Origin of the sequence: Pseudomonas sp. TH41, from assembly GCF_016650695.1 — a bacterium.
Lineage (GTDB): Bacteria > Pseudomonadota > Gammaproteobacteria > Pseudomonadales > Pseudomonadaceae > Aquipseudomonas.
Genome location: NZ_JAEKFH010000005.1, coordinates 628,448 through 644,499 on the forward strand (window position 1 = coordinate 628,448; position 16,052 = coordinate 644,499).

At 60.4% G+C, this 16,052-nt stretch carries 14 protein-coding genes; 9 read left to right on the plus strand and 5 right to left on the minus strand.

What is annotated here, in order from left to right:
* Positions 1-4 precede the first annotated feature (4 nt).
* The 7 genes from JFU37_RS21350 to JFU37_RS21380 all read left to right on the plus strand — a co-directional run bounded on the left by JFU37_RS21350 (position 5) and on the right by JFU37_RS21380 (position 7,155).
* Positions 5-538, plus strand: a complete 534-nt coding sequence (locus JFU37_RS21350; RefSeq protein ID WP_201118340.1) for a FixH family protein — start codon at positions 5-7, stop codon at positions 536-538.
* A 231-nt stretch (positions 539-769) separates the two neighbouring features.
* Positions 770-3,220, plus strand: coding sequence for a heavy metal translocating P-type ATPase (locus JFU37_RS21355; RefSeq protein ID WP_201118342.1), 2,451 nt, complete (start codon positions 770-772; stop codon positions 3,218-3,220).
* A gap of 22 nt (positions 3,221-3,242) precedes the next feature.
* Positions 3,243-3,461 carry a cbb3-type cytochrome oxidase assembly protein CcoS gene (gene ccoS / locus JFU37_RS21360; protein WP_201118352.1) on the plus strand — a complete coding sequence of 73 codons (219 nt, stop codon included), beginning with the start codon at positions 3,243-3,245 and terminating at the stop codon, positions 3,459-3,461.
* The gene (locus tag JFU37_RS21365; protein WP_201118354.1) at positions 3,454-4,137 is read left to right on the plus strand and encodes a sulfite exporter TauE/SafE family protein; all 684 of its coding nucleotides are present in this window, start codon (positions 3,454-3,456) and stop codon (positions 4,135-4,137) included. The genes ccoS and JFU37_RS21365 overlap by 8 nt, the downstream gene beginning before the upstream one ends.
* 180 nt (positions 4,138-4,317) lie before the next feature.
* Positions 4,318-5,700, plus strand: coding sequence for an oxygen-independent coproporphyrinogen III oxidase (hemN, locus tag JFU37_RS21370; protein ID WP_201119495.1), 1,383 nt, complete (start codon positions 4,318-4,320; stop codon positions 5,698-5,700).
* A 92-nt stretch (positions 5,701-5,792) separates the two neighbouring features.
* The gene (gene fnr / locus JFU37_RS21375; RefSeq protein ID WP_201118357.1) at positions 5,793-6,527 is read left to right on the plus strand and encodes a fumarate/nitrate reduction transcriptional regulator Fnr; all 735 of its coding nucleotides are present in this window, start codon (positions 5,793-5,795) and stop codon (positions 6,525-6,527) included.
* A 79-nt stretch (positions 6,528-6,606) separates the two neighbouring features.
* A complete protein-coding gene (locus tag JFU37_RS21380) occupies positions 6,607-7,155 on the plus strand; it encodes an adenine phosphoribosyltransferase (RefSeq protein ID WP_201118359.1) in 549 nt (182 codons plus the stop codon).
* Between the two features lie 137 nt (positions 7,156-7,292).
* On the opposite strand, the gene JFU37_RS21385 is transcribed toward JFU37_RS21380, so the two are convergent.
* The 5 genes from JFU37_RS21385 to dnaX all read right to left on the minus strand — a co-directional run bounded on the left by JFU37_RS21385 (position 7,293) and on the right by dnaX (position 13,327).
* Positions 7,293-8,441 carry an acyl-CoA dehydrogenase family protein gene (locus tag JFU37_RS21385; RefSeq protein ID WP_201118361.1) on the minus strand — a complete coding sequence of 383 codons (1,149 nt, stop codon included), beginning with the start codon at positions 8,439-8,441 and terminating at the stop codon, positions 7,293-7,295.
* A gap of 182 nt (positions 8,442-8,623) precedes the next feature.
* Positions 8,624-9,226, minus strand: coding sequence for a recombination mediator RecR (recR, locus tag JFU37_RS21390; protein WP_149417183.1), 603 nt, complete (start codon positions 9,224-9,226; stop codon positions 8,624-8,626).
* Positions 9,227-9,291: 65 nt separating this feature from the next.
* Positions 9,292-10,326 carry an NADP-dependent oxidoreductase gene (locus JFU37_RS21395; protein ID WP_201118363.1) on the minus strand — a complete coding sequence of 345 codons (1,035 nt, stop codon included), beginning with the start codon at positions 10,324-10,326 and terminating at the stop codon, positions 9,292-9,294.
* A gap of 504 nt (positions 10,327-10,830) precedes the next feature.
* Positions 10,831-11,169, minus strand: coding sequence for a YbaB/EbfC family nucleoid-associated protein (locus JFU37_RS21400; RefSeq protein WP_007905413.1), 339 nt, complete (start codon positions 11,167-11,169; stop codon positions 10,831-10,833).
* Positions 11,170-11,236: 67 nt separating this feature from the next.
* On the minus strand, positions 11,237-13,327 hold the full coding sequence (gene dnaX / locus JFU37_RS21405; RefSeq protein ID WP_201118365.1) for a DNA polymerase III subunit gamma/tau: 2,091 nt from the start codon (positions 13,325-13,327) through the stop codon (positions 11,237-11,239).
* 144 nt (positions 13,328-13,471) lie between these two features.
* On the opposite strand from dnaX, the gene JFU37_RS21410 reads away from it, so the two are divergent.
* Together JFU37_RS21410 and JFU37_RS21415 are read left to right on the plus strand one after the other, a co-directional pair.
* A complete protein-coding gene (locus tag JFU37_RS21410; RefSeq protein ID WP_201118367.1) occupies positions 13,472-14,221 on the plus strand; it encodes a substrate-binding periplasmic protein in 750 nt (249 codons plus the stop codon).
* 489 nt (positions 14,222-14,710) lie between these two features.
* Entirely contained in the window at positions 14,711-16,036 is a 1,326-nt protein-coding gene (locus JFU37_RS21415; RefSeq protein WP_201118369.1) for a site-specific integrase, read from the plus strand.
* Positions 16,037-16,052 lie beyond the last annotated feature (16 nt).

The following is a 16,052-nucleotide window of genomic DNA, read 5'->3' on the forward strand; positions in this document are numbered from 1 at the left end:
GATCATGACCGCAGCAAACGCCGCAAGCCCTTGGTATAAGCACCTTTGGCCGTGGATCATCATCGGGATTCTGACGTGCTCGGTGACCCTGACCCTGTCCATGGTGACCATTGCGGTGAACAACCCGGACAACCTGGTCAACGACAACTATTACGAGGCCGGCAAGGGCATCAACCGCTCGCTCGATCGTGAATTGCTGGCACAGACCCTGCTCCTGCGCGCCAGCGTTCACCTGGACGATGTAACCGGCGAAGTTGACCTGCGCCTGACCGGCAACAGCCAACCGAAATCCCTGGAGCTGAATCTGATCTCGCCGACCCAACCGGAAAAGGATCGCAAGATCACCCTGGCTCGCAGCGAAACGGAAGAAGGCCGCTACATCGGCCAGTTGAGCGACAAGGTAGAAGGCCGTCGTTTTGTGGAACTGCTGGGTGTGCAGGATGAAAAAACCTGGCGCCTGTTTGAAGAAGAACAGGTCAGCCATGACAAGGATCTGCTACTGGGAGATGAGCCGCTGCAAGGCGCGGAAGACAAGTAGGATTTGTAAGACTTGTAGGACTGGTAGGACCTGTAGGAGCTGTCGAGTGAAACGAGGCTGCGATCTTTTGATCTTGCTCTTCAAAAACAAGATCAAAAGATCGCAGCCTCGTTTCACTCGACAGCTCCTACAGGTATTACAGGGTTTACAGGATTTACAGGATTTACAGGATTTACAGGATTTACAGGTTGTACAGCAAGCGGCCCTCCCGAACGATATAGACTCCACCTCATGACCACGCCAACCCCCTGCTACCACTGCGCCCTGCCCGTCCCGGCCGGCAGCCGCTTCACCGCCGTTGTCCTCGGGGAAAACCGCGAGTTCTGCTGCCCGGGTTGCCAGGCGGTGGCTGAGGCGATCGTCGTCGGTGGGCTGGAGAGCTATTACCAGCATCGCAGCGAATCATCGGCCAACCCCGAAGCCTTGCCCGTGCAGTTGGTGGACGAACTGGCGCTCTACGACCGCGCCGACGTGCAAGCCCCGTTTGTGCGCCACGACGGCGATCTCGCCGAAACCACCCTGCTCATGGAAGGCATCAGTTGCGCCGCCTGCGGCTGGCTGATTGAAAAGCACCTTCGCAGCCTGCCCGCCGTGGCCGAAGCGCGACTGAATTTGTCGAACCATCGCCTGCACGTGCGCTGGGCTGACGCGCAATTGCCGTTGAGCCAGGTCCTCAGCGAATTGCGCCACATCGGTTACGCCGCCCACCCGTACCACGCTGACCGCGCCAGTGAACAACTGGCCAGCGAAAACCGCCTGGCCCTGCGCCAACTCGGCGTGGCCGGGCTGCTGTGGTTCCAGGCGATGATGGCAACCATGGCCACCTGGCCGGAATTCAACATCGACCTCAGCCCCGAACTGCATACCATCCTGCGCTGGGTTGCGCTGTTCCTGACCACGCCGATTGTGTTCTACAGCTGCGCGCCATTCTTCAAGGGCGCCATGCGCGACCTGCGCACCCGGCACCTGACCATGGACGTTTCGGTATCGTTGGCCATCGGCAGTGCCTACCTTGCCGGGATCTGGACGTCGATCACCGGCGCAGGCGAACTGTATTTCGATGCTGTCGGCATGTTCGCGCTGTTCCTGCTGGCCGGGCGTTATCTCGAACGCCGCGCCCGGGAGCGTACCGCTGCGGCCACCGCCCAGCTTGTCAATCTATTGCCCGCCTCGTGCCTGCGACTGAGCAATGACGGCCAGAGCGAGCGGATCCTGCTCAGCGAACTGCGCGTGGGCGATCAAGTGCTGGTGCATCCCGGTGCGATCCTCCCGGCTGACGGCAAGATCCTCGACGGTCAGTCGAGTGTCGACGAGTCCCTGCTGACCGGCGAATACCTGCCGCAACCACGAACCCGGGGCGATGCGGTGACGGCCGGCACACTCAACGTCGAAGGCGCGCTGACCGTGGAAGTCCTGGCGCTGGGACAGGACACCCGACTGTCCGCGATCGTCCGCCTGCTGGATCGTGCCCAGGCCGAGAAGCCGCGACTGGCAGAAATCGCCGACCGTGCCGCGCAGTGGTTTCTGCTGCTGTCGCTGATCGCCGCTGCCGTCATTGGCCTGGTCTGGTGGGAACTGGATTCGTCGCGCGCCTTTTGGATTGTCCTGGCGATGTTGGTTGCGACGTGCCCTTGTGCGTTGTCCCTCGCCACGCCAACCGCCCTCACCGCCGCCACTGGCACCCTGCACAAACTGGGGCTTTTGCTGACTCGCGGTCATGTGCTGGAGGGCTTGAACCAGATTGATACAGTGATTTTCGACAAGACCGGCACGCTGACCGAAGGTCGCCTGGCGCTGCGATCGATCCGTCCTCTCGGCGCACTCGATAGCGATCAATGCCTGAGCCTGGCCGCCGCCCTGGAAAACCGTTCCGAACACCCAATCGCCCGTGCCTTTGGCCGTGCGCCGCTGGCCGCTGAAGAAGTCCACAGCACGCCGGGCCTGGGCCTCGAAGGGTTGGTCGGCGAGCAACGCCTGCGCATCGGCCAGCCGGGGTTTGTCTGCGAACTCAGTGGCGCGGCGATGCCATCTGTGCCGGACGAAGCCGGCCAATGGCTGCTGCTCGGCGACAGCCAGGGGCCACTGGCGTGGTTTGTCCTTGACGACCGTTTGCGCGCTGACGCCCCCGCGCTATTGGAGGCATGCAAGGCTCGCGGCTGGCGCACGCTGTTGCTGTCGGGCGACAGCTCGCCGATGGTAGCCAGTGTCGCCGCGGAGCTGGGCATCGACGAGGCCCGGGGCGGCTTGCGTCCGGACGATAAATTGCAGGTCCTGCAACAGCTGCACAAGGAAGGTCGTAAAGTGTTGATGCTCGGTGACGGGGTCAACGACGTGCCGGTACTGGCCGCCGCCGACATCAGCGTCGCCATGGGCTCGGCCACCGATCTGGCGAAAACCAGTGCCGATGCGGTGCTGCTGTCGAACCGTCTCGACGCGCTGGTGCAAGCCTTCAGCCTCGCACGGCGCACCCGTCGGGTAATCATCGAGAACCTGCTGTGGGCCGGGCTGTACAATGGCCTCATGCTGCCGTTCGCCGCCCTCGGCTGGATCACCCCGGTGTGGGCTGCGGTCGGCATGTCCATCAGTTCGTTGACCGTGGTGCTGAACGCCTTGCGCCTGACTCGCCTGCCGAGCGCGCCTGCCGCCAGCACCACGCCCGTAACCCGTCCGCTGCCGGCTTGAGCCGCGCGGGCATGGAGTCCAGATGCCAGCTCTCTACGTGATGATCCCGGCCGCGCTGCTGATCGTGGCCATCGCCGTCTACATTTTCTTCTGGGCAGTCGACAGCGGTCAGTACGACGACCTCGACGGCCCGGCCCACAGCATTCTGTTCGACGACCAGGACCCGAACCACACAGCCGCCGTCGACGAAGCCAGCGGCCATCCGGTCAAACCGGACGACAAGGCCCCACCCCATGCTTGAGTTGGCGCCACTGCTGGTGTCTGCGGTGATCCTTGGCCTGCTCGGTGGCGGTCATTGCCTGGGCATGTGCGGCGGATTGATGGGCGCGCTGACCCTGGCGATTCCCAAGGAACAACGCAGCCGACGCTTTCGATTGCTGCTGGCCTACAACCTCGGGCGAATTCTCAGCTATGCGACCGCGGGCCTGCTGATCGGGCTGGCCGGTTGGGCCGTGGCGAACAGCCCGGCGGCGATGTTCATGCGGGTCATCGCCGGGTTGCTGTTGATGACCATGGGCCTGTACCTGGCCGGCTGGTGGAGCGGACTGACCCGCATCGAAAGCCTCGGTCGCGGCCTGTGGCGGCATATCCAGCCGGTAGCCAACAAACTGCTGCCCGTGTCGAGCCTGCCTCGCGCGTTACTGCTGGGCGCGCTCTGGGGCTGGCTGCCCTGCGGATTGGTCTACAGCACGCTGCTGTGGTCGGCCAGTCAGGGCAACGCGCTGGACAGTGCATTGTTGATGCTCGCGTTCGGGCTGGGCACCTGGCCGGTGTTGCTCGCCACGGGACTGGCGGCCGAGCGGGTCACGGCCCTGCTGCGTAAGCGCAGCGTGCGCATGACTGGTGGCTTGCTGGTGATGCTGTTTGGCCTCTGGACCTTGCCGGGGCCGCATCAGCATTGGTTGATGGGGCATTAAAGCAAAGATCAAAAGATCGCAGCCTTCGGCAGCTCCTACAGGGGCGCGCGATGTTCTGTAGGAGCTGCCGAAGGCTGCGATCTTTTGATTTTGACACCATTGATGCAAATCAAGATGCCCCAACGCCGCACCCCCTAGACTCGCTGACACTGCCAGCCTATCCGGGGGAATGCCCGCATGATGCTCGACGCCATTCGTTGGGACACCGATCTGATCCGCCGCTATGACCTGGCGGGACCGCGCTACACCTCGTACCCGACCGCCGTGCAGTTCGACGGTCATGTCGGCACCTTCGACCTGTTCCACGCGCTGCGCGAAAGCCGCAAGGCCGTGCGCCCGTTGTCGCTGTATGTGCATGTGCCGTTCTGCGCGAACATTTGCTACTACTGCGCCTGCAACAAAGTCATCACCAAGGACCGCGGCCGGGCCTTGCCCTACTTGCAGCGCCTTGAGCAGGAAATCCAGTTGATCGCCTGCCACCTCGACCCGGCGCAAAAAGTCGAGCAACTGCATTTCGGTGGCGGTACGCCAACCTTTCTCAGCCACGACGAACTACGCCAGGTAATGGCCCGGTTGCGCAAACACTTCAATTTGCTGGACGACGACTCCGGCGACTACAGCATCGAGATCGACCCTCGCGAGGCCGATTGGTCGACCATGGGCCTGCTCCGTGAGCTGGGCTTCAATCGGGTCAGTATCGGCCTGCAAGACCTCGACCCGGCGGTACAGCGCGCGGTCAATCGCCTGCAAAGCCTGGAAGAAACCCGCGCGGTGATCGACGCTGCCAGGACCCTGCAATTCCGTTCGATCAACATTGATCTGATCTACGGCTTGCCAAGGCAGACGCCCGAAAGCTTCGCCCGCACCGTCGATGAAGTCATCAACCTGCAACCGGACCGCCTCTCGGTGTTCAACTACGCGCACTTGCCGGAACGCTTCATGCCGCAGCGGCGAATCAACGGCAACGAGCTGCCGACGCCGGCGCAGAAACTGGAGATGCTCCAGCGCACCATCGAGCAACTGACCGCCGCCGGTTACCGTTACATCGGCATGGACCACTTCGCCCTGCCCGACGATGAACTGGCGATTGCTCAGGAAGAATCGACCCTGCAACGCAATTTCCAGGGCTACACCACCCACGGTCATTGCGACTTGATCGGCCTGGGCGTGTCAGCCATCAGCCAGATAGGCGACCTGTACTGCCAGAACTACAGCGATTTGAACCAGTATCAGAACAGCCTGGCCTCCGCCCAACTGGCCACCAGCCGTGGCCTGCTGTGTAACGCCGATGACCGATTGCGGCGCGCCGTCATTCAGCAACTGATTTGCAATTTCAGCCTGGAATTCGCTCAGATCGAACACGCCTTCAATATTGATTTTCAGGGCTACTTCGGCGAGCTCTGGCCACAATTACAGGGCATGGCCGAGGACGGGTTGATTGAACTGGATAGCGAAAAAATCAATGTATTGCCCGCCGGACGATTGTTGGTGCGTTCGGTGTGCATGGTGTTCGATGCGTACCTGGAACAGCAAAATCGCCAGCGGTTTTCACGGGTGATCTAGGCCCAATGGCAAAATCGCCGTGCGCTGGCCTGAATGTCCTCCCGTGGGTTACCCTTACGTCTTATGTGTGTTTTCCCACAAGGATTGAAGAAATGTCTGAGCCAGTAAAGTTGCGCGCTCATAACCAGACCCATTGCAAGGATTGCAGCCTGGCCCCCCTCTGCTTGCCACTTTCTCTGAATCTGGAAGACATGGATGCGCTGGACGAAATTGTCAAACGTGGCCGCCCGTTGAAAAAAGGCGAATTCCTGTTCCGCCAGGGCGACACCTTTGACTCCGTCTACGCCGTTCGCTCCGGCGCCCTCAAGACTTTCGGCCTGAGCGATGGCGGCGAAGAACAGCTCACCGGTTTCCACCTGCCGAGCGAACTGGTTGGCTTATCGGGCATGGACACTGAAAAACACCCTGTGTCGGCGCAAGCCCTGGAAACCACCTCGGTGTGTGAAATCCCTTTCGAACGCCTCGACGAACTCGCCCTGCAGCTGCCACAACTGCGCCGTCAGCTGATGCGCGTGATGAGCCGGGAAATTCGTGACGATCAACAAATGATGTTGCTGCTGTCGAAGAAAACCGCTGACGAGCGCATCGCCACGTTCCTGGTCAACCTGTCGGCCCGTTTCCGTGCTCGGGGCTTCTCGGCCAACCAGTTCCGCCTGAGCATGTCGCGCAACGAAATCGGCAATTACCTGGGCCTGGCGGTGGAAACCGTGTCCCGGGTATTCACCCGTTTCCAGCAGAACGAACTGATTGCCGCCGAAGGCAAGGAAATTCATATCCTCGACCCGATTCAGCTGTGCGCCCTCGCCGGCGGTTCTATCGAAGGCTGATTCCGATGACTGCGGCTGAGCGAAACGGTTCAGCCGCCGTTATACTGCGACGTTTGCAGCCTGCCAGGATTCTTCGACTATGGCCTTCGACTCCTTCGACATCAAATCCCTGATCCGCCCTGTGATCGACTTTCCCAAGCCGGGCGTGATCTTTCGCGACATCACCCCATTGTTCCAGTCGCCCACGGCCCTGCGTCAGGTAATGGACAGCTTCGCCCACCGTTACGTCGAGGCTGATTTCACTCATATCGGCGCGATGGACGCTCGTGGCTTCCTGATCGGCTCAATATTGGCCTATCAGCTGAACAAGCCGCTGGTGCTGTTCCGCAAGCAAGGCAAACTGCCGGCCGACGTACTCGCCGAAGGCTATGCAACCGAATACGGCGAAGCCTTCCTCGAAGTGCACGCCGACAGCCTGTGCGAGGGCGATTCGGTGGTGATGTTCGATGACTTGATCGCAACGGGCGGCACCCTGATTGCGGCAGCGAACCTGATTCGGCGCATGGGCGCGCGGGTGCATGAAGCGGCGGCGATTATTGATTTGCCAGAGCTGGGTGGTTCGCAACGGTTGCAGGATATGGGGATTCCGACTTTCTGTTTGACGCAGTTTTCGTTGAGCGAGAAGTAAGGCGGCGGCCTTAAGGGCCTCTTCGCGAGCAAGCCCGCTCCCACATTTGACCGAGTTGCCCGAACGGACGCGGTTTAATGTGGGAGCGGGCTTGCTCGCGAAGAGGCCAGTGGCAACACACTCAATGTAAATGCCTGCTAAAGCCCCATCTGCTTGCTGATGATCTCGTTCATCACTTCCCGCGTACCACCACCGATCGACAATATCCGGTTATCCCGATACAACCGCTCCACCAAACTTTCACGCATGTAACCCAAACCGCCGAGCATCTGCACCGCGTCGGTGGTGATGCGATCCGCCGTGTCCGTCGCGAAATTCTTCGCCATGGAAATCTCCTTGATCACACTCTGCCCCGCCGCCATTTTCGCCGCCTGGCGGTAGGTGAATTCCCGTGACACCTCCAAGGCCGTGGCCATTTCGGCGAGGCGGTGTTTGAGCACCTGAAACTTGCCGATCGGTTTGCCGAACGCTTCACGCTGATGCGCCCATTTCAGGCTTTCTTCCAAGGCCAGCTGCGCGGTCATGTTGGCCATCAACGCCAGCGCCAGGCGTTCGCTCTGGAAGTTGCCCATGATGCAGGCGAAGCCCATGTTCTCGGCGCCGATCAAATGACCTACAGGCACCCGACAATCGTCGAAGAACAATTCGGCGGTGTCCGACGCCCACCAGCCCATTTTCTTCAACTGACGGCCGACGGTGAAACCGGGGGTGCCCTTTTCGATCAACAGCAGGCTGATGCCGCCAAAACCCGGCTCGCCAGTGCGCACCGCAACGGTGTAGAAATCCGCACGGATGCCACTGGTGATAAAGGTTTTGCTGCCACTGACACGGTAGAAATCGCCGTCACGCACGGAGCGGGTTTGCAGGTTGGCCACATCGGAACCGCCGCTGGGTTCAGTGATCGCCAGGGCGCTGATTTTTTCGCCGGCCAGCACCTGCGGCACCACGCGGTCGCGCACTCCAGGCCTGGCCCACTTGAGGATCGGCGGCAGGCCGATGTCCAGCGAACCGAGACTCGCCACCAGACCGCCGGAGCCGCAGCGCATCAACTCTTCGCTGGCGGCTATTTTGGCGAACAGATCACCTTCGTGACTGCCACCCAGTGCCTCGGGATAACCGATCCCCAGAATCCCCGCCGCACCGGCCTTGAGGTAAAGCTCACGGGGGAAGCCTTCCGCTTCTTCCCACTGGTCGATGTCCGGGAGAATCTCGCGCTCGACGAAACGTCTGACGCTGTCGCGGACCAATTGGTGGCTGGGATCGAAGTATTCCTGAAAGGCAGGCATCGGCGAACTCCACTGAAGGTTCAGCGACGTTAACCGAGCGCTTGCTTGGTTTTCAAGAGGGTTGGGGGAATCAGGTTAACCGAGGCGCGCCCTTCGCGAGCAAGCCCGCTCCCACACAGGGTTGTCTGCGGCGCAAATCTAATGTGGGAGCGGGCTTGCTCGCGAAGGGGCCAGCTCAGGCACTACAAAACGATCGGCTTACGCCCGGCAAACGAATGCGCCAACGTCCCGCCATCCACCAACTCCAGCTCCCCGCCCAACGGCACGCCGTGTGCGATGCGCGAGGCGATCAGGCCTTTGTTGCTGAGCAGTTGGGCGATGTAATGCGCCGTGGCTTCACCTTCCACCGTCGGGTTGGTCGCCAGAATGACTTCAGTAAAGGTGCCAGCCTCTTCGATCCGCGCCAGCAATTGCGGAATACCGATGGCTTCCGGCCCCAGTCCATCAAGCGGTGACAGGTGCCCCTTGAGTACGAAGTAGCGCCCGCGAAAACCGGTCTGCTCTACCGCGTAGACGTCCATCGGCCCCTCCACCACACAGAGCAAGGTGTCGTCGCGGCGGGTATCGGCGCATTGCGGGCAGAGGTCATCTTCGGTCAGCGTGCGGCATAACCGGCAATGGCCCACGCCTTCCATGGCCTGGCTCAACGCCAGGGCCAGACGCGAGCCGCCACTGCGATCACGTTCGAGCAACTGCAGCGCCATGCGCTGGGCAGTTTTCTGACCCACCCCTGGCAACGTTCGCAGGGCATCGATCAGTTGGCGAATCAAAGGGCTGAAGCTCATGGGGAAACGTCCGACAAAACAACGAGACGCGGTTTATACCCGCGCCTCTCTTTAGCGTCAAATACTCAGTCTTGCGCGACCCGCACCACCAGTTTGCCGAAGTTGCGTCCCTCCAGCAGGCCAATGAACGCCTCGGGCGCCTGTTCCAGGCCATCGACCACGTCTTCGCGAAACTTCACCTTGCCGTCACGCACCCACGGAGCCATCGCACTGACGAACTCTGGCTGACGATCACCGTAGTCGTCGAACACGATGAAGCCCTGGATTCGCACGCGCTTGGTCAGCAAAGTGCGCTGCAATTGCGGCAGGCGATCGGGGCCGGTCGGCGCTTCATGAGCGTTATAGCCCGCGATGAGGCCGCACAGCGGAATCCGCGCCTTGGGATTGAGCAGCGGCAGTACGGCGTCGAACACCTTGCCGCCGACGTTTTCGAAATAGATATCAACTCCTTTGCCGCACGCCTGCGCCAGCTCATCGGCAAAGTTCGGGCTCTTGTGGTCGATGCAGGCATCGAAGCCCAGCGTTTCCACCACATAACGGCATTTGTCCGCACCACCGGCTACGCCGACGACGCGCAAGCCTTTGAGCTTCGCCACCTGTCCGACCACCGAACCCACCGCGCCGGAGGCCGCCGCGACCACCAGGGTTTCGCCCACCTTCGGCTGCCCGATGTCCATCAACCCCATGTAGGCAGTCATCCCTGGCATGCCGAGCACCCCCAGCGCCATCGACGGACTCGGCAACCCCGGCGGCACCGGAATGATATTGCGCCCGTCGCTGATGCTGTGGCTTTGCCACCCCGTGGAGCCGACCACCAGATCACCTTCCTGGAACTTCGGATGCTGCGAGCGCTCGACGCGACTGACAGCCCCACCGGTCATCACCTCGCCGATTTCCACCGGTGCGGCGTAGGACGGCGCGTCACTCATGCGCCCGCGCATGTAAGGGTCCAGCGACAGAAACAGGGTCTTGAGCAGCACCTGACCGTCGGCCAGCTCCGGCAGCGTTTCGCGCTCCAGGCGAAAATTCTCCGGTGTCGGCGCGCCTACCGGGCGAGACGCCAGGACGATACGTTGGTTGAGGATCAATGCTTGTGGCATTTGGGCTTCTCCTTTGATCGGTGAATTCGGCGGTATAGGGGAGCAGACCGTTGTGCAGGTTTCGCGTTCGATGTTTCTTCAGTGGGACCGAGTCGACTTCTTCGCGAGCAGGCTCGCTCCCACAATGGATCTCGGGTGTTCACAAAATCCCTGTGGGAGCGGGCTTGCTCGCGAAGGCGGCCTCACAGACACCCAACTTCCAATGGCTGGATACAAAAATGCCAAGCACGATGCCTGGCATTTTTTTGTAGCTCATTCGACGCGCTTTAGCGAATCAGAATGGCAGTTTCATGCCCGGTGGCAGTTGCATGCCAGCGGTCACGCCAGGTCCGAGTTGACCTCTTCGCGAGCAGGCTCGCTCCCACATTTGAGCGCGGTCCCCTGTGGGAGCGAGCCTGCTCGCGAAAGCAACTTCACAGGCGCCACTGTCCAACAGCCGGAAACAAAAATGCCAGGCGCGATGCCTGGCATTTTTTTGTAGCTCATTCGACGCGCTTTAGCGAATCAGAATGGCAGTTTCATGCCCGGTGGCAGTTGCATGCCAGCGGTTACGCCAGACATTTTGTCCTGGCTGTTGGCTTCGATCTTGCGCACGGCGTCGTTGACGGCGGCGGCGAATACAGCCTCCAGCATCTCTTTGTCGTCTTCGCTCAGGCCTTCAACCAGGCTTGGGTCGATGGTCACACGCTTGACGTCGTGACGACCGGTCATCACCACGGTGACCATATCGCCGCCGGCTTTACCGGTGACTTCGGCGTTGGCCAGTTCTTCCTGCATCTTGGCCATTTTTTCCTGCATCTGCTGCGCCTGCTTCATCAGGCCGGCCATGCCACCTTTCATCATGGGAATCACCTCAAACGTACTTGGATAAAAACAGCGCCCGGCCCTTTCGGCCGAACGCCTTCAGTTATTAGCCCTGGCTGACCAAAGCTTCGACAGGTTCAATAGTATCGTTACGGATCACCGCACCGAACTGTTGCATCATTTGCTGGATGAACGGATCACCGTGAATAGAAGCCTCGGCCTCGCGCTGACGGTCGACGCGACGGCGGGACGCTGCCTGGGCCGGAGTTTCCTGCTCGGGCTTGATCAGCTCCATGCTCAGGGTCAGCGTACGCCCGTGATACTGGTTCAACGCATCGTTGAGACGACGTTGCTGGGTCGCGTTGAACAAGGCGCTGTGAGCCGGGTCCAGGTGCAACAGCCAGCTGTCGCCATCGACCGCGATCAGCGTGCAGTTGGCGGCGATACTGCCGGTCATGCCGGAGATCGGCAATTTCGGGAACAGCTCCAGCCATTGCAGCGCCAGCCCTGTGGCCGGCATCGCGGCGGGCTCAGGCTCGGGCTCCGGCGCAGGTTCTGCCGTGTGTTCGTGGGCCAGTTCGTCGAGATAGCTGTAGGCCGAGTCCATGTCCGGCTCGATGTAGTCCTCGTCCAGCGGTGGCTCGTCGTCCATGTCCACGCCTGGCGTGGCGGCATCGACGTCGGCCACGGACGGTTCCGGGATGGGCGCAGCAGCCCACTCCGGTGCGTCCGGCACCACGCTGTCTGGCGTCGGCAACGGCATGGGCGGCAAGTCGGGTTGTTCACCGGCGGTTTCCAGCACCGGCTCGATGGCAGGTTGCTGGACAACTTCGGGCTCAACCGGATCATTCCACGGCAGGTCGACAACGGCTTCGACTGCTACGGGCTCAGCGACAGGCTCAGGCACAACGATCGGCGTAATCGGTTCAGGCTCAGGTGCTGGAGCAACCACTGCCGCGACCGGCACAGGCGTAACGGGGGCAACGGCCGGCGCAGCTGCCGCAACGACCACCGGCGCAACACGGGGCGCGGCAGCCACTGACTGGGCGGAATCAACTGTGGCCTGGCTGATCCCCACTGGCTTTAGCGGTTGCCTCGGGGCGTCCGCGGTGTCTGCCGGTCGGAACGCGAGCATTCGCAGCAGGACCATTTCGAACCCACCACGCGGGTCCGGCGCCAACGGCAAATCGCGGCGGCCAATCAGGCCCATTTGATAGTAGAACTGCACATCTTCGGCCGGCAGTGCCTGGGCCAGCGCCAGCACCCGATCACGGTCGCCGTGGCCGTTGTCGACGCCTTCAGGCAAGGCCTGCGCGATGGCGACACGGTGCAGCACGTTAAGAATTTCCGAGAGTACGCCGTTCCAGTCCGGGCCTTGTTCGGCCAGATGACGGACCGCTTCCAACAACGCCTTGGCGTCGCCTTCGATCAACGCATGCAGAACGTCGTAGACCTGGCCGTGATCGAGCGTGCCGAGCATTGCCCGCACGTCGGCGGCCATGACTTTACCTTCACCGAAGGCAATGGCCTGGTCAGTCAGGCTCATGGCGTCACGCATCGAACCGTCGGCCGCGCGGCCGAGCAACCACAGTGCGTCGTCTTCGAACGGCACGTTCTCGACGCCCAGAACATGGGTCAAATGCTCGACCACCCGTTCAGGTGTCATGTTTTTCAGGGAGAACTGCAGGCACCGCGACAGAATCGTTGCAGGAAGTTTCTGCGGGTCGGTGGTGGCCAGGATGAACTTGACGTAGGGCGGCGGCTCTTCGAGGGTTTTCAACAGCGCATTGAAGGAATGGCTGGAGAGCATGTGCACTTCGTCGATCAGGTAGACCTTGAAGCGCCCGCGGCTCGGCGCGTACTGCACGTTGTCGAGCAGCTCGCGGGTGTCCTCGACCTTGGTCCGGCTCGCGGCATCGATCTCGATCAGGTCGACGAAGCGGCCTTCATCGATCTCGCGGCACACCGAGCATTCGCCGCACGGCGTCGAAGTGATACCTGTTTCACAGTTCAGGCATTTGGCAATAATCCGCGCGATTGTGGTCTTGCCCACCCCGCGGGTGCCGGTAAACAGATAGGCGTGGTGCAGCCGCTGGCTGTCCAAGGCGTTGATCAGAGCCTTGAGCACATGGGTCTGGCCGACCATTTCGCGGAACGAGCGCGGACGCCATTTACGTGCAAGAACCTGATAACTCATCGAAAACCGTCGCAACGAAGGAACACAAGCGGCTAATGCTAGCGGAGCAAGCCCGAAATTGCATCCGGCGCGCTCGTCTAATCTGGCTAAGATGCATTTTGGGGGCTTTTATCAGCTCAGGCGTTTATCGGTACCGGAGCGTTTATGCGGCTGGCCTTGGGGGCACTGCTGTTGACTAGCCTGAACGTCGAGGCCGCTGGCGCGCCGTTGCGCTTCGTTGTGCCCGACAGTTGGGCGATGCCGATGGTGCAACTGGAACGTGGGCGCCCGACACAGGGCATCCTGTATGACGTGATGCTCAGCCTCGCGACGCAGGTTGGCATGCCGGCCGAATTTCACGTGTTGCCTCGGGCGCGCGTGCAAAGCGCCATGGAGCACGGTGAGGTCGATGTGCGCTGCTACGCCGCACAATCCTGGTTGCCCAATCAGTCTGGAGACTACCTCTGGAGCATTCCGCTCTGGACTCAGCCCGACTTGTTGATCAGTCGCCAAGACCCGCTGACCTCGGTAACGGCGGCAGACTTGCCCCGACAATCCATCGGCACGGTACTGAGTTACAGCTACCCGACCCTGCAACCGCTGTTCGACACCGGCCAGTTGCACCGTGACGACGCCCGCAATCAGGAACAAGTGCTGGAAAAACTCCAGGCCGGCCGCTATCGCTATGCCGTGAGCAACCAATGGACGCTGGAATGGTTCAATCAACGCCTCATGCCCGGCCGACAACTACAAGCCGTGGCGGTGCTGCAGGAACAGCGTGTCGGCTGCTACGTACGCAACGACCCGAAAGTGCCCGTGCAGCGCATTTTGCGCACGTTACTGCGGATGAAAATGTCCGGGGAGATTGATGACATTATCCGGCTCTATATCGGTGGTGAGCCTGGAAAACCCTGAACCTGTGGGAGCGGGCTTGCTCGCGAAAGCGGTGGGTCAGCCAACATCAATGTTGAATGATGGACCGCATTCGCGAGCAAGCCCGCTCCCACAAAGGATGCGTGGTGTGCAGGCTATTTCGGGACGACAAAAAACCACCCTGGACAGCGTCCTTGGCAGTGCAATAACAGGTATTTGATTAATCAGATAACGCGAGAGAGGACTCGCGGTGCGTTATGGAGGCAACCCCACCAGCCACACCCCGGCACACAATGTTCCCGCTGCAAGTATTGGCTAGCGCCAATGGCTGCTCTTCTCTTCCAGATACTCGACCGGAAACCGGCTGAGGTCTGCGGGCCTTGCCGGGCTTGGCTTCCAGGGTTACCCCTCCTAGAGAAACCCCTTAGAAATTCCCCAATGGATTCTTGCTGAGAGACCTCGAAGACCTCCAGTGAGCCTTGGGGTGTGGCCCGATTTGTTCCACTTCTTGGACCACTCTGGGGACCACTCATGGCCTACATAGTCCGCCGCAAAGCCACGTATTACCTGAACCTGAGGCTACCAAAGCACCTTGACCCCAAACGGTCCACTTTCCGCTTTTGCCTGCATGTAACTGACCGCAAGCAAGCTCTCTGCCTAGCGAGCACCCTGACCCTAAAGATTACGGATCACCTCGCACAGAGCCCGCTTGAATACGCCTGTACGCACCTGAAGAGTCTCTGCCGCACTTGGCTTCAAAAGGATGAGAGCGGCTCTTCGGAACAACCAGTCACTACCCCAACTAGGGCGCTCAATGAGTTTGCGAATGAACAGCCGCTATCTGAGCTTGCGGAGGCTTATATAAAGGAAGGCAAACGCGGAGGCTCTTGGCGAGAGGGAAACATCCAAGAGGTTGAACGCTGCCTCAGGGACTTCTTTGAGCTGATGGGAGACCACAAGCCTTCAGCGTTTACCTCGACCGAGGCTAGAGCTTTCAAGGCATTACTGAGCCGATGCCCACAGTACTTCGGATTACGGCCCGAGTTCGCAGGGAAAAGCCTGCGGCAGGTAATAGCCTCGGGAATTGAATACGCCCCTATATCAACAGTGACAGTGAACAATCGACTCAGGAAGGTCTCCGCGTTCTTCAACTGGTGCCTTCAAAATCAGTACATCGCCCAGAACCCACTGAAGGGAATGAAAGCCATGGTAGCCACCTCAGCTAAAGAGGCGCGATTGTCCTTCAGCTCCTCCGACATAACTGCCCTTCTTGACGTCGAGTCGCTCCGCAAGGAATCCATCAAGCATCCGTGGAGACTCTGGCTGGTAATTCTCGGGAGAGCTACAGGGGCACGTATAGAGGAGCTCTGTCAGCTCTACACAGACGACATCGTGACGGTCCAAGGGGTTGCCTGCATTCGGATCGCGGCAACTCACCAAGAACAAAAACTGAAAAACCTAAGCAGCCAGAGACTTGTCCCCATCCACCCCGAAGTGATCCACCTGGGATTCCTTGAGTACGTCCAGAGGATGAACATTAACGGCCCTTCAAGGGTTTTCCCAGAACTTACAGCGCGGCGAGGTCAGTTGGGACACGCTCCTAGTAAATGGTTCGGCAAGTACCGTCACAAGCGCGGAGTGATAGACCCTCGCAAGGTCTTCCACAGCTTCCGACATACCTTCATTGACGAACTTAGGGAAGCCGGAATCCAGGACTCACTGGTTAAACGGCTGGTGGGGCACGAAGCAGGCTCTGTGACCTTCGGTATCTACGGTAGTCGAGAACCTATTAAAGCAATGGTCCAAGCTGTCTCCACCCTGACAGTAGGCATTCAAATCAAGGAAGATTCATTATGAAATTACCGTCAAGAGA

What these genes read in the sequence shown, in the direction of transcription:
- JFU37_RS21415 (WP_201118369.1), top strand. Translation starts at nt 14,711, where the DNA reads ATGGCCTACATAGTCCGCCGCAAAGCCACGTATTACCTGAACCTGAGG.
- JFU37_RS21355 (WP_201118342.1), top strand. Translation starts at nt 770, where the DNA reads ATGACCACGCCAACCCCCTGCTACCACTGCGCCCTGCCCGTCCCGGCC.
- recR (WP_149417183.1), bottom strand. Translation starts at nt 9,226, where the DNA reads ATGAGCTTCAGCCCTTTGATTCGCCAACTGATCGATGCCCTGCGAACG.
- JFU37_RS21395 (WP_201118363.1), bottom strand. Translation starts at nt 10,326, where the DNA reads ATGCCACAAGCATTGATCCTCAACCAACGTATCGTCCTGGCGTCTCGC.
- JFU37_RS21365 (WP_201118354.1), top strand. Translation starts at nt 3,454, where the DNA reads ATGCTTGAGTTGGCGCCACTGCTGGTGTCTGCGGTGATCCTTGGCCTG.
- JFU37_RS21400 (WP_007905413.1), bottom strand. Translation starts at nt 11,169, where the DNA reads ATGATGAAAGGTGGCATGGCCGGCCTGATGAAGCAGGCGCAGCAGATG.
- JFU37_RS21380 (WP_201118359.1), top strand. Translation starts at nt 6,607, where the DNA reads ATGGCCTTCGACTCCTTCGACATCAAATCCCTGATCCGCCCTGTGATC.
- JFU37_RS21385 (WP_201118361.1), bottom strand. Translation starts at nt 8,441, where the DNA reads ATGCCTGCCTTTCAGGAATACTTCGATCCCAGCCACCAATTGGTCCGC.
- JFU37_RS21410 (WP_201118367.1), top strand. Translation starts at nt 13,472, where the DNA reads ATGCGGCTGGCCTTGGGGGCACTGCTGTTGACTAGCCTGAACGTCGAG.
- dnaX (WP_201118365.1), bottom strand. Translation starts at nt 13,327, where the DNA reads ATGAGTTATCAGGTTCTTGCACGTAAATGGCGTCCGCGCTCGTTCCGC.
- hemN (WP_201119495.1), top strand. Translation starts at nt 4,318, where the DNA reads ATGCTCGACGCCATTCGTTGGGACACCGATCTGATCCGCCGCTATGAC.
- ccoS (WP_201118352.1), top strand. Translation starts at nt 3,243, where the DNA reads ATGCCAGCTCTCTACGTGATGATCCCGGCCGCGCTGCTGATCGTGGCC.
- JFU37_RS21350 (WP_201118340.1), top strand. Translation starts at nt 5, where the DNA reads ATGACCGCAGCAAACGCCGCAAGCCCTTGGTATAAGCACCTTTGGCCG.
- fnr (WP_201118357.1), top strand. Translation starts at nt 5,793, where the DNA reads ATGTCTGAGCCAGTAAAGTTGCGCGCTCATAACCAGACCCATTGCAAG.